Source organism: Pseudoduganella sp. RAF19, from assembly GCF_052114165.1.
Lineage (GTDB): Bacteria > Pseudomonadota > Gammaproteobacteria > Burkholderiales > Burkholderiaceae_D > Rugamonas.
The window spans coordinates 121760-133861 of sequence record NZ_JBFREF010000009.1 but is presented as its reverse complement, the minus strand read 5'-3'; the positions used below and the strand labels follow the sequence as shown (position 1 = coordinate 133861).

11 protein-coding genes are annotated in these 12102 nt (G+C 60.1%); 10 read left to right on the top strand and 1 reads right to left on the bottom strand.

Features of this window, described 5'->3' with window-relative positions:
- The first annotated feature begins 17 nt into the window (after positions 1-17).
- The 7 genes from AB4Z19_RS23195 to AB4Z19_RS23165 all read left to right on the top strand — a co-directional run bounded on the left by AB4Z19_RS23195 (position 18) and on the right by AB4Z19_RS23165 (position 7054).
- Positions 18-788 (top strand): ABC transporter ATP-binding protein, encoded by a 771-nt coding sequence (locus AB4Z19_RS23195; RefSeq protein WP_442026438.1) that lies wholly within the window; start codon positions 18-20, stop codon positions 786-788.
- Positions 788-1495 carry an ABC transporter ATP-binding protein gene (locus tag AB4Z19_RS23190; RefSeq protein WP_442026439.1) on the top strand — a complete coding sequence of 236 codons (708 nt, stop codon included), beginning with the start codon at positions 788-790 and terminating at the stop codon, positions 1493-1495. The genes AB4Z19_RS23195 and AB4Z19_RS23190 overlap by 1 nt, the downstream gene beginning before the upstream one ends.
- A gap of 40 nt (positions 1496-1535) precedes the next feature.
- Positions 1536-2744 carry an ABC transporter substrate-binding protein gene (locus tag AB4Z19_RS23185; RefSeq protein WP_442036133.1) on the top strand — a complete coding sequence of 403 codons (1209 nt, stop codon included), beginning with the start codon at positions 1536-1538 and terminating at the stop codon, positions 2742-2744.
- A 78-nt stretch (positions 2745-2822) separates the two neighbouring features.
- Positions 2823-3707, top strand: coding sequence for a branched-chain amino acid ABC transporter permease (locus tag AB4Z19_RS23180; RefSeq protein ID WP_442036130.1), 885 nt, complete (start codon positions 2823-2825; stop codon positions 3705-3707).
- Positions 3707-4681, top strand: a complete 975-nt coding sequence (locus AB4Z19_RS23175; RefSeq protein ID WP_442036329.1) for a branched-chain amino acid ABC transporter permease — start codon at positions 3707-3709, stop codon at positions 4679-4681. The genes AB4Z19_RS23180 and AB4Z19_RS23175 overlap by 1 nt, the downstream gene beginning before the upstream one ends.
- A gap of 18 nt (positions 4682-4699) precedes the next feature.
- The gene (locus AB4Z19_RS23170; protein WP_442023150.1) at positions 4700-6745 is read left to right on the top strand and encodes a 3-hydroxybutyrate oligomer hydrolase family protein; all 2046 of its coding nucleotides are present in this window, start codon (positions 4700-4702) and stop codon (positions 6743-6745) included.
- A 99-nt stretch (positions 6746-6844) separates the two neighbouring features.
- Complete coding sequence (locus tag AB4Z19_RS23165; RefSeq protein ID WP_442023151.1) at positions 6845-7054, top strand: hypothetical protein; 210 nt, start codon at positions 6845-6847, stop codon at positions 7052-7054.
- Between the two features lie 169 nt (positions 7055-7223).
- Here AB4Z19_RS23165 and AB4Z19_RS23160 read toward each other — a convergent pair whose 3' ends face one another.
- On the bottom strand, positions 7224-8390 hold the full coding sequence (locus AB4Z19_RS23160) for an iron-containing alcohol dehydrogenase (protein WP_442023152.1): 1167 nt from the start codon (positions 8388-8390) through the stop codon (positions 7224-7226).
- A 109-nt stretch (positions 8391-8499) separates the two neighbouring features.
- Between AB4Z19_RS23160 and AB4Z19_RS23155 the strand changes: the two genes are divergently transcribed.
- From AB4Z19_RS23155 to rsmG, 3 genes are all read left to right on the top strand, one after another.
- On the top strand, positions 8500-9267 hold the full coding sequence (locus AB4Z19_RS23155) for a TSUP family transporter (RefSeq protein WP_442023153.1): 768 nt from the start codon (positions 8500-8502) through the stop codon (positions 9265-9267).
- Between the two features lie 157 nt (positions 9268-9424).
- The gene (gene mnmG / locus AB4Z19_RS23150) at positions 9425-11353 is read left to right on the top strand and encodes a tRNA uridine-5-carboxymethylaminomethyl(34) synthesis enzyme MnmG (protein ID WP_442023154.1); all 1929 of its coding nucleotides are present in this window, start codon (positions 9425-9427) and stop codon (positions 11351-11353) included.
- Positions 11353-12027, top strand: a complete 675-nt coding sequence (rsmG, locus tag AB4Z19_RS23145) for a 16S rRNA (guanine(527)-N(7))-methyltransferase RsmG (RefSeq protein ID WP_442023155.1) — start codon at positions 11353-11355, stop codon at positions 12025-12027. Before mnmG ends, rsmG begins: the two co-directional genes overlap by 1 nt.
- The last annotated feature ends 75 nt before the right edge of the window (positions 12028-12102 follow it).

Genomic DNA, 12102 nt, shown 5'->3' with positions numbered 1-12102 from the left:
ATAACCGGGAGACATGGATGTCAAACTTCATCTTGGAAACAAGGAATTTGACCAAAGAGTTCAAGGGATTCACGGCCGTTAATGATGTGAATTTGAAGGTTCAACGCGGCCATATTCACGCCCTGATCGGCCCTAACGGCGCCGGTAAAACAACCTGCTTTAATCTGCTCACCAAATTTCTGGTGCCGACCTCGGGCCAGATTCTTTTCAACGGCAAGGACATCACGTCCGCCAAGCCGGCGCAAATCGCCCGCATGGGCGTGATCCGCTCGTTTCAGATTTCGGCAGTCTTCCCGCACTTGACGGTGTTGCAGAACGTGCGCATCGGCTTGCAGCGCCAGCTCGGCACGACCTTCCATTTCTGGAAAAGCGAAAGCAGCTTGAATCAGCTGAACGAGCGCGCCATGCAGCTCCTGGCTGAAGTCGATCTGACCAGCTTTGCCGACACCGTCACTGTCGATATGCCCTACGGCCGTAAGCGCGCTTTGGAAATCGCCACCACGCTGGCCATGGAACCTGAGTTGATGCTGCTGGACGAACCGACCCAGGGCATGGGCCACGAAGATGTGCACCGCGTGACTGAGCTGATCAAGAAGGTATCGCAAGGCCGCACCATCCTGATGGTTGAACACAATATGAATGTGGTGTCCGGCATCTGCGACCGCATCTCGGTGCTACAGCGTGGCGCCATGCTGGCCGAAGGCACCTACGCCGAAGTCTCGAAAAACCCGCAGGTGATGGAGGCTTATATGGGCACCGAAGCGACCGAACTGGTGGGGGCGCACTGATGGCGGCCGCACTGGAAATCAACAAGCTGCAAGCCTGGTACGGCGAGTCCCACATTCTGCATGACGTGAACATCTCGGTGAATCCGGGCGAAGTGGTGACCCTGCTGGGCCGCAATGGCGCCGGCCGTACCACCACCCTGCGCGCCATCATGGGGCTGACGGGCGCGCGCAAGGGCTCCATCAAAATCAATGGAAAAGAAGCGATCGGTTTGCCGACGCACAAAGTGGCCCACCTCGGCGTGGGCTACTGTCCCGAGGAACGCGGCATCTTTTCTTCGCTGTCCACGGAAGAAAACCTGATGCTGCCGCCGGCGCTGAAGACGGACGGGAAGGGCATGCCGGTGGAGGAAATCTACGAGATGTTCCCCAACCTGAAGGAACGCCGCAATAGCCAGGGCACGCGGCTTTCCGGCGGCGAGCAGCAGATGCTGGCCGTGGCGCGCATTCTGCGAACGGGCGCGCGCCTGCTGCTGCTGGACGAGATCTCGGAAGGACTGGCGCCCGTCATCGTGCAGGGACTGGCGCGCATGATCACCACGCTGAAATCGAAGGGCTACACCGTCGTGATGGTGGAACAGAATTTCCGGTTTGCCGCGCCGCTGGCGGACCGGTTTTACGTGATGGAGCACGGTCAGATTGTGGAGACTTTTGCTGCATCGGAATTGAGCGCCAAGATGCCGGTCCTGAACCAGCTGTTGGGCGTTTGAATGGGCATCTAAATCGAAAAACCACCCAGACGGAGACAATATGAAACGCACAGCTATCGCCACTACTGCCGCCGCCATTTGCGCTATGGGCTTCTCCTTTGCGGCACAGGCGCAGATTTCCGGCGACACCATCAAGATCGGCTTCATCACCGATATGTCCGGCCTGTATTCCGATATCGACGGCCAGGGCGGCGCGGAAGCGATCAGGATGGCGATTGCCGATGCGGGCGGCAACATCAACGGCAAGAAAATCGAATTCATCCAGGCCGACCACCAGAACAAGGCCGATATTGCCGCCTCCAAGGCGCGCGAATGGTTCGACCAGCAGGGCGTCGACATGCTGATCGGCGGCACCAACTCCGGCGCCAATCTGGCGATGGCCAAAGTGGCTGCCGAAAAGAAGAAAGTGTTCATCTCCATCGGCGCCGGCTCGTCGCGCCTGACCAATGAGGAATGCACGCCCTACACCGTGCACTATGCCTACGACACCGTGGCGCTGGCGCGCGGTACCGGCGGCGCGATCGTGAAGCAGGGTGGCAAGAGCTGGTATTTCATGACCGCCGACTACGCCTTCGGCCAGTCGCTGGAAAAAGATACCGCTGAAGTGGTCACCAAGAACGGCGGCAAGGTACTGGGCTCGGTGAAGCATCCGCTGTCGGCATCAGACTTCTCGTCTTTCCTGTTGCAGGCGCAATCGTCCGGCGCACAGATCCTGGGTCTGGCCAACGCGGGCGGCGATGCGATCAACTCGATCAAGGCGGCCAATGAATTCGGCATCACCAAGAAGATGAAGCTGGCCGGCCTGCTGATCTTCATCAACGACGTGCACTCGCTGGGCCTGAAGACCACCGAGGGCATGTACCTGACCGATGGCTGGTACTGGGACATGAACGACGCGACGCGTGCCTGGTCCAAGCGCTACTTTGCGAAGATGAAGAAGGAGCCTTCCATGCTGCAGGCGGGCGACTACTCCGCCGCTACGAATTATCTGGCGGCAGTGAAAGCGGCGGGCACCGACGATTCGGACAAGGTGATCGCGAAGATGAAGGCTACGCCGATCAACGATATGTTCGCCAAGGGCGGCGTGATTCGTCCGGATGGCCGCATGGTGCACGATATGTATCTGATGGAAGTGAAGAAGCCTGGCGAGTCGAAGTATCCATGGGATTACTACAAGGTCGTGGCCACCATTCCGGGCGACCAGGCTTACGCCACCAAGGCGGAAACCAAGTGCGCGCTGTGGAAGTAGGGCGGGTCGTTTGACCCGCAGCGCGTTTCGCCGTCGTAACCGGCGGGTCAAACGACCCGCCCTACCACCGCTAAATCTATGGAAATCTTTGGCGTCCCCTTGCCCGCCATGATGAGCCAGCTGCTGCTTGGCCTCGTCAATGGCTCGTTCTACGCGATGCTTTCGCTCGGGTTGGCGGTCATCTTTGGCCTGCTGAATGTGATCAATTTTTCGCACGGCGCGCTCTACATGATGGGCGCTTTCCTGGCCTGGATGGGGATGGCTTACTTTGGCCTGAACTACTGGGTGATGCTGGTGCTGTCGCCGTTTATTGTGGGCGTGCTGGGCATCATCATCGAGAAGACCATGCTGCGCTGGCTCTACAAGCTGGATCACCTGTATGGCCTGCTGCTGACGTTCGGCATTACGCTGCTGATTGAAGGCGTCTTCCGTTCCTTCTACGGCGTGTCCGGCCAGCCGGTGGATACGCCTGAATTGCTGCAGGGGGCGACGGACCTTGGATTCATGGTGATGCCGAATTACCGGGGGTGGGTGGTGGTCGCTTCGCTGCTGGTGTGTCTGGTGACCTGGTTCGTGATCGAGAAGACCAAGCTGGGTTCTTATTTGCGTGCGGGGACAGAGAATCCGAAACTGGTGGAGGCCTTCGGCATCAACGTGCCGCTGATGGTCACCCTCACCTATGGCTTCGGCGTCGCTTTGGCCGCGTTTGCAGGCGTTCTGGCGGCGCCAATCATCCAGGTGACCCCTCTGATGGGGTCGAACCTGATTATCGTCGTATTCGCCGTTGTGGTGATCGGAGGCATGGGGTCCATCATGGGCTCGATCCTCACTGGTCTTGGTCTTGGCGTGATCGAAGGGCTGACCAAGGTTTTCTATCCGGAGTTTTCGTCCACCGTCGTGTTCCTGGTGATGGTGATTGTGCTGCTGCTGCGTCCAGCTGGCCTGTTCGGTAAGGAAAAATGATGAACAAGAAAGTTGGCTACGCAATTGCTTTGGCGCTGGCGCTGGGGGCGCCGTTTGTCGGCTATCCCGTGTTCCTGATGAAGCTGCTGTGCTTCGCGCTGTTTGCCTGCGCCTTCAATCTGCTGATCGGCTTTACGGGCTTGCTGTCGTTCGGACACGCGGCCTTCTTTGGCGCTGCGGGCTACTTTGCCGGCAATGCGATCAAGAACTGGGGCCTGCCGTTCGAGCTGGCGATTCTGACGGGCGTTGCGGCTGGGGCGCTGATCGGCCTGGTGATGGGGGCGCTGGCGATCCGCCGCCAGGGCATTTACTTCGCGATGATTACCCTGGCGCTGGCGCAGATGGTGTTCTTCGGTGCGCTGCGTTTCGGTAGCTTCACCGGCGGCGAAGACGGCTTGCAGGGCGTGCCGCGCGGGAAGCTGCTGGGCGTGATTGATCTGCAGAGCGATCTGACGCTGTATTACGTGGTGCTGGCGATCTTCGTTGCGGGCTTCGCGCTGATCGTGCGCACGGTGCACTCGCCGTTTGGCCAGGTGCTGAAGGCGATCAAGGAAAATGAGCCGCGCGCCGTCTCGCTGGGCTATGACGTGGAGAAGTTCAAGCTGATGGCCTTTGTGCTGTCGGCCGCGCTGGCTGCACTGGCGGGCGCCACCAAGACCATGGTGCTCGGCTTCGAGACGCTGACGGATGTGCACTGGTCCATGTCCGGCATGGTGATTCTGATGACCCTGGTTGGCGGCATGGGCACGATGGTCGGGCCGATCCTGGGCGCGATCATCATCGTTGCATTGGAAAATAAGCTGGGCGACTTCGGGACGTTGATGGCGTCGCTGACCGGCATCGAGTGGTTTAACACGCTGGGGGAGGCCGTGAGCATGGTGACGGGCCTGATCTTTGTGGCCTGTGTGCTGCTGTTCCGCCGCGGCATTATTGGCGAAGTCCTGGCCTACTTCGATAGGAGAAAGCCAGCATAAACCTCTAAGGAGTAAGTCATGCGCAACTTCGTTTTTGCAGCTGCTTCCGTACTCCTCGTTTCTTGCGGCAGCCATCGCCAGGGTGGCGATGAGCCGGAGAATATCAACATGCCGCCGAGCTATCTCGGCGCTGTCACCATCACCAGCTACGACGGTAATTCTGACGATCTGCTGACTGCGGGCCTCGGCAAAAGCGGGCTCGCAGGCTCGGTGCCCGCTTATGCCGATGCGAATAATCCGACGGCCCGCGAGCTGCGCCGGAACGCGATCTACACCAATTACCGCGCTGTGCTCGATATCAGCGCCAACAGCGGCTATGGCACGCTGTACGGCCCGAATGTGACGGCGCAGGGCCAGGTCACGGCGAATGAGGGCAAGATCGCCGGCACCGAGTACATCGCCTACGCGGACGATGGCACCGGCAAGTTCAATGTGACCTTGATGGTGCAGGTGCCGAATGGCTTCGACGCCAGCAACGCCTGCATTGTGAGCGGCGTTTCCAGCGGCTCGCGCGGGATATACGGGTCCATCGGTAGCGCGGGTGAATGGGGGCTGAAGAACAATTGCGCTGTGGCTTATGCGGACAAGGGCGGCGGCACCGGTCTTTATACTTTTGACGACGATTCCGTGAACGTGCAGAGCGGCCAGCGCGCGACTCGCGGGGCGGCCGCCAACAACGCGATCTTTGCGCCGGCGCTGAGTGACGCGGACCGCGCGGCGTTCGCTACCAGCTTCCCGAACCGCATCGCGTTCAAGCATGCGCACTCACGGCAGAATCCGGAGAAGGATTGGGGCAGGGTGACCTTGCAGGCGCTGGAGTTTGCCTTCTACGTCTTGAACGAAAAGTACGGCGTGCTGGCGAGCGATAACAAGAGCAAGATCGTCCGCCTGACTCCGGCCAATACGGCGACGATTGCATCGAGTATTTCCAATGGCGCGGGGGCGGCACTGCTGGCGGCTGAACAGGATAGCAAGGGGCTGATTGATGCGGTAGCTGTGACTGAGCCGCAGATTCAACCGAATAAGACGACCGGCTTCGCGGTGCGGCAGGGCGGCGTGAACGTTGCGTCGCAGGGCAAGCCGCTGCTGGATTATTCAAGCTTTGCGGCGCTGTATGAACCGTGCATCGCCGGTGTAACGGGGCGTTGCGATGCGCTGGTGGCGAAGGGGCTGCTGAGTGGCAGTAATTTGCTGTCGCAACAGAATGATGCGAAGGCGCGCATGCGCGCTTATGGCTGGCAGTCCGAGGCGGAGATCCTGGAGGGGGCGCATGCGCTGACCAATATTCTGGTGGCGGTGACTTATGTGAATGCGTATGGACGCTTTTCCGTGACCGATAAGGTGTGCGGGTTCAGCTGGGCGAACGTGGAGGGCAGCGGCACGCCGATTCCGCTTCCGCCAGCTGTGCGGGCAGCCAGTTTTGCGGCGCAGAATGGGATTGTCGGCTCGCCGGTGTATGAGGATGCTGTCGGTGGCGCCAGGGCTTACTCGGCGGCGGTTTCGCCGTCCACAGGCGTGATGGACCAGGCGCTGGACGGTTTTTTGTGCATACGCTCGCTGGCGATTGGGGCTGATGCGATTACCGGTGCCCCGCTTGCAGGCAATATGGCCGCGCTGAGCACGAAAGTGCGCACGGGGATGATGGAGGTGCAGGCGACTGGAAATCTGCACGGCAAGCCCGCTATCATCGTTGCTGGACGCAGCGATACCTTGATCCCGGTGAATCACGGCAGCCGTGCTTACCTCGCGCTGAATGCATCCGTGGAGGGAAACAACAGCAAGCTGCGCTATGTCGAGGTGACGAACGCCAATCACTTCGATTCATTCACTAATGTACTACCCGCCAGCATCGTGCCGCTGCACGTCTACCTGTTCCGGGCGCTGGATGTAGCGCTGGCCAATATAAGAACCAACACCGCTCTGCCGCCGTCCCAGGTAGTACGTACATTTCCCCGCGCATCAGCCGACGTCCCGATCACCACGGATAATGTGCCGCCATTCAGCGCCGCGCCTGGCGCGAATGCCATCAACATCAATGGCACGGTAGTAGATGTGCCGAACTAGGTGGCAGCTATTGATGCGCCGCAGATCCCCATTGATCTCTTGCGGGTTCCAGGCAGGTCCTATCTATACTTCATAAATGTGAACTGCCTGGAGAACATCATGAGCAGCACTACCTTTCGCCTATCCGACGAAGCCGATCTGATGCTGACAGAGCTGGCCGACCGCCGCCGGATTACCAAGATGGAAGCAATTCGGCGCGGCTTGGCGCTATTGCCGGTGGCTGATGAGGAAGACTTGAAGCGCGGTAATCAGTTGGCCATAGTCGACAAGAACTTTAAGCCTGTGGCTCGGATCAACGGCGTTTTGTGATGGACCAATATCCGGACACCATTGTTCGGCGCGACGCTGCGTCGCCATCCGCTGACGAGCCGCTTGGCTCAGTTGAGTTGAATGATCGGTTAAGCGGCTCGGTTGGTAGGTTGCCGCTGGTGACGCTGGTTATCGGTTTCTACTTCCCGAACAATTCCAAATAGCTTCTTCAGAGCGCTGCCGCGTAGATGGCGCGGGCGTCGGGGCGGGTGACTTCGCGGGGATTGTTGCCGAGGAGGCGGGTTTGGAGCATGGCGTCGTCGGTGAGGCGGTCGAGATCGGATTCGGTGATGCCGACTTGCTGCAGCGTCCGCTCGATTCCGGTGATGATGGCGATTTGCTGCATCGCAACAACCAGAGCCTCGGACTTTGCCTCGTCGGAGCCGCTGGCGTGAGGCACGACGATCGACGCCAGTTCGGCATAAAGCGGCGCCGCGGCGGGCGCGTTGAAGCGCAATACATGAGGCAGCACCAGCGAGTTCGATAGTCCGTGGGGAACATGGAATATCCCGCCGATTGGATAGGCCAGCGCATGCACGGCGGCGACCGGGGCGTTGGAGAATGCCTGCCCCGCCAGCATGGCGCCCAGCAGCATGCCCTGCCTTGCCGCCAGATTGCGTCCATTCTCGCAGGCCGGAATCAGGTTGGCCGACAGCAGACTGAGCGCCTGTCGGGCGAGTCCATCGGACAAGGGATTCTTCTTGTGCTTGCTCGTGTAGGCTTCAATGGCGTGGACCATGGCGTCAATACCGGTGGCCGCCGTCACGGCGGGCGGCAGGCCCAGCGTCAGCTCGGCATCCAGCACCGCCATGTCGGCGTACAGCTGGGGCGCGACCACACCCATCTTGGTCGTGGCGCCTGTGGTGACGATGGAGATATTGGTGACTTCAGAGCCGGTGCCTGCCGTGGTCGGGACCAGGACCAGCGGCAGCCGGCCACCCTTCACATTGCCAATCCCGTAGATCTCGCGCAGCGTCTGCTTGCTCTCGGCCATGACCGCAATGAGCTTGGCTACGTCCATCGAGCTGCCGCCACCGATGCCGATAATGATGTCGGCTTCATGTTGACGGGCTGCGGCGACCGCTTCCAGCACGATCTGCTCGGGTGGATCGGCGATCACGTCAGAGTAAGTTTTCACGTGAAAACCGGCCGACTGCAGACTCTGGATCGGCAGGTCCACCAGTCCGGCACGCAGCAGTCCGGGATCGGTCACGACAAGGGCGCGGGTGACGGATGGGAACTTTGCGCGCAGGTGGTCGCCCAGGGATCGGGCTGCTCCAAGTTCCGAAATGATGTGTGGGACAGTGCTGAAGCTGAAGGTCGGATTCGGGTTCATCACGGTGTCTCAACTGGAGTGACGGTGTAGGAAAGCTTACACCAGTGGCGGGCGGCGTGTGGATTTCCTGCGTACAATGTGAGGTTTGCGTTTGGGGAGCAGGGCGGTGGTGTTCGATCTGGGTGTTGGTGTTTTGGCGGTCGCGGCGTTTGCTGCCGGCTTCGTGGATGCGGTAGTGGGCGGCGGTGGCTTGATCCAGATTCCCGCGATTTTCTCCGTCATGCAGGGTACGTCTCCGGCGACCTTGCTGGGTACCAACAAGCTGGCCAGCGTATTCGGCACCAGCGCGGCGGCCATGAATTATGCGCGCCGGACGCCGGTGGCGTGGTCGACGGTGGCCCCGGCGGCGGCGACGGCTTTCCTGTTTTCCCTGATCGGCGCCTGGACCGTTACCCGTATCCCCGCCGATTTCCTACGCAGTCTGTTGCCCTTCGTGCTGTTGGCGGTGGCCATTTATACTTTCCGCCGCAAGGACCTGGGCAGCGTCCATGCACCGCTGCATACCGGAACCAAAGAGAAGGTAATGGCTGTGCTGGTCGGCGCTGGCCTGGGTTTCTATGACGGCTTCTTCGGTCCGGGTGTGGGCAGCTTCCTGGTCTTCCTGTTTGTGCGCAGCTTCGGCTTTGACTTCCTGAGCGCGTCGGCGGCATCCAAGGTCGTCAATGTGGCGACCAATATTGCCGCCCTGCTCGTGTTTGGCTTCAATGGCCACCTGATCTGGCAGCTGGGTCTGATGATGGCGGTGCTGCAGATTATCGGTTCGGTGCTGGGGACGAAGCTTGCACTGAAGCATGGCAGCGGATTTGTGCGGCGACTTTTCCTGGTCGTTGTAGGAATCTTGATTCTCAAGACCGGCTATGACGCTTGGTTGAAGTGAACTGTTTCACGTGAAACAATGTTGGAAAGGGGCCTGATGGCCCCTTTTTTTGTTCCACGTGAAACATTAACAGACAAAAATTTCTGCCCAAAAAATTCGCAAGGCGCAAAAAACTTTATAATTCTGTTCGATCCCCAGATTTCCCCCAATTTTCACCATGCTATTTCCTACTGAATTCGACGTCATCGTTGTCGGTGGCGGTCACGCCGGCACCGAGGCGGCCCTGGCTTCTGCTCGAATGGGACAGAAGACGCTCCTGTTGACCCACAACATTGAGACGCTGGGCCAGATGTCGTGCAACCCGTCCATCGGCGGTATCGGCAAGGGCCACCTCGTCAAAGAGGTCGACGCCATGGGCGGCGCAATGGCTATCGCCACTGACGAGGCGGGCATCCAGTTCCGTATCCTGAACTCGTCAAAAGGCCCGGCAGTCCGCGCCACGCGCGCCCAAGCCGACCGTATCCTGTACAAGGCCGCCATCCGTTCGCGCCTGGAAAACCAGCCGAACCTGTGGCTGTTCCAGCAGGCCGTCGATGACCTGATGGTGGAGGGCGACCGCGTGGTCGGCGCCGTCACCCAGATCGGGCTGAAGTTCCTGGGCCGCGCTGTCGTGCTGACGGCCGGCACCTTCCTGAACGGAAAAATCCACGTCGGCCTGGAGAACTACTCGGCCGGCCGTGCCGGCGATCCGCCAGCCATCTCGCTGGGCGCCCGTCTGAAGGAATTGAAGCTGCCTCAAGGCCGTCTGAAGACTGGCACGCCGCCGCGTATCGACGGCCGCAGCATCGACTTTTCGCAGATGACCGAGCAGCCGGGCGACCTCGATCCGGTGCCGGTGTTCTCGGTAATGGGCAGTGCCGCCATGCACCCGCAGCAGCTGCCGTGCTGGGTGACGCACACCAACACCAAAACCCACGACATCATCCGCAACGGCCTGGACCGCAGCCCGATGTTCACCGGCGTGATTGAAGGTGTGGGTCCGCGCTACTGCCCGTCGATTGAAGACAAGATTCATCGCTTCTCGTCCAAGGAATCGCACCAGATTTTCCTGGAACCGGAAGGCCTGACCACGCACGAGTTCTACCCGAACGGCATCTCGACCAGTCTGCCATTTGACGTGCAGATCGAGCTGGTGCGCTCCATGAAGGGCCTGGAAAATGCGCACATTCTGCGTCCGGGCTACGCCATCGAGTATGACTATTTCGACCCGCGCGGCCTGAAGGCTTCGCTGGAAACCAAGGCCATCAATGGCCTGTTCTTCGCTGGCCAGATCAACGGCACCACCGGCTACGAAGAAGCCGCGGCGCAGGGCATGCTGGCCGGCATCAACGCCGCGCTGCAAACCCAGGGCAAGGAATCCTGGACGCCGGGCCGCTCCGAAGCTTACCTCGGCGTGCTGGTGGACGACCTCGTCACCCAGGGCGTGCAGGAACCATACCGCATGTTCACCAGCCGCGCGGAATACCGCCTGAGTCTGCGTGAAGACAACGCTGACATGCGCCTGACAGAAATCGGGCGTAAGCTGGGTGTGGTTGGCGATGCGCAGTGGGAAGCATTCGAGCGCAAGCGCGAGGCGGTGGCCGTTGAGCTGGAACGCCTGAAATCGACCTGGGTGAACCCGCGCATTCTGGCGGCAACCGAGTCCGAGCGTGTGGTGGGCCAGGCGATCGAGCGCGAGTATTCGCTGGCCGATCTGCTGCGCCGTCCGGGCGTCGAGTACGACAAGCTGATGAGCATGACCGGCAACGAAGGCCAGGCACTGGCTGGTCCAGGCGTGGCCGACGAGTCGGTGAAAGAGCAGGTGGAGATCACCCTGAAGTATTCGGGCTATATCGATCGCCAGCTGCGCGAAGTGGAGCGTCACGAGCACTACGAAAACCTGAAGCTGCCGGAAGGCTTCAACTATGCCGAGATCACGGCGCTGTCGATGGAAGTGCGCCAGAAGCTGCAGAAGCATCGTCCGGAAACCCTGGGCCAGGCTTCGCGTATTTCGGGTGTGACCCCGGCTGCGATTTCGCTGCTGCTGGTGCATCTGAAGAAGGCCGGCTACGGTGGCTTCGTTACGCTGAAAGATGAGGCTGCTTGATGGCGCTGTTCGACCGCGCGCGGCTGGCGCAAGTATTGCAGAATGGCGTAACGGATCTGAAGCTGGGACTGTCGCAAGAGCAGCAGGAGAAGTTGCTGGATTACCTGGCCCTGCTGAACAAATGGAATCACGTGTACAACCTGACGGCGGTACGCGATCCGATGGAAATGATGACGCTGCACGTGCTGGATTCGCTGGCTTCGGTGCCCGCCTTCGAGCAAGCGCGGAATGTGCTGGACGTTGGGGCAGGGGGCGGACTGCCGGGCATGGTGCTGGCGATCTCCCGGCCGGGCATGAAAGTGTCCATGATCGATACGGTGCACAAGAAGACGGCCTTCCTCACGCAAGTGAAGGCGGAGCTGGGGCTGAGCAACGTCACGGTCTACACGAAGAAGGTGCAGGACCTGCAGGTGAAGACGCCCTTCGACGTGATCACCTCGCGGGCCTTCGCAGACCTCTCGGACTTCGTGAACTGGTCCGGGCACCTGCTGGCGGATGGCGGGCAATTCATCGCCCTGAAAGGCACGGCGCCGGCAGACGAAAGAGAGCGACTGCCAGAGCCCTGGAAAGTGAGCGATCTGCAAGCGCTACAGGTGCCAGGGCTGGACGCGGAGCGGCATCTCGTGTTTATCAAGAAAACAACTACGACAGCTACGACTATAGAAACGGTATAAACGATTTATACCGTATAAACTGAATAAATAGTATTAACAATTTATACCGTATAAACGATTTATATCAAAAGAAGA

What these genes read in the sequence shown, in the direction of transcription:
- AB4Z19_RS23195 (WP_442026438.1), top strand. Translation starts at nt 18, where the DNA reads ATGTCAAACTTCATCTTGGAAACAAGGAATTTGACCAAAGAGTTCAAG.
- AB4Z19_RS23190 (WP_442026439.1), top strand. Translation starts at nt 788, where the DNA reads ATGGCGGCCGCACTGGAAATCAACAAGCTGCAAGCCTGGTACGGCGAG.
- AB4Z19_RS23185 (WP_442036133.1), top strand. Translation starts at nt 1,536, where the DNA reads ATGAAACGCACAGCTATCGCCACTACTGCCGCCGCCATTTGCGCTATG.
- AB4Z19_RS23180 (WP_442036130.1), top strand. Translation starts at nt 2,823, where the DNA reads ATGGAAATCTTTGGCGTCCCCTTGCCCGCCATGATGAGCCAGCTGCTG.
- AB4Z19_RS23175 (WP_442036329.1), top strand. Translation starts at nt 3,707, where the DNA reads ATGAACAAGAAAGTTGGCTACGCAATTGCTTTGGCGCTGGCGCTGGGG.
- AB4Z19_RS23170 (WP_442023150.1), top strand. Translation starts at nt 4,700, where the DNA reads ATGCGCAACTTCGTTTTTGCAGCTGCTTCCGTACTCCTCGTTTCTTGC.
- AB4Z19_RS23165 (WP_442023151.1), top strand. Translation starts at nt 6,845, where the DNA reads ATGAGCAGCACTACCTTTCGCCTATCCGACGAAGCCGATCTGATGCTG.
- AB4Z19_RS23160 (WP_442023152.1), bottom strand. Translation starts at nt 8,390, where the DNA reads ATGAACCCGAATCCGACCTTCAGCTTCAGCACTGTCCCACACATCATT.
- mnmG (WP_442023154.1), top strand. Translation starts at nt 9,425, where the DNA reads ATGCTATTTCCTACTGAATTCGACGTCATCGTTGTCGGTGGCGGTCAC.
- rsmG (WP_442023155.1), top strand. Translation starts at nt 11,353, where the DNA reads ATGGCGCTGTTCGACCGCGCGCGGCTGGCGCAAGTATTGCAGAATGGC.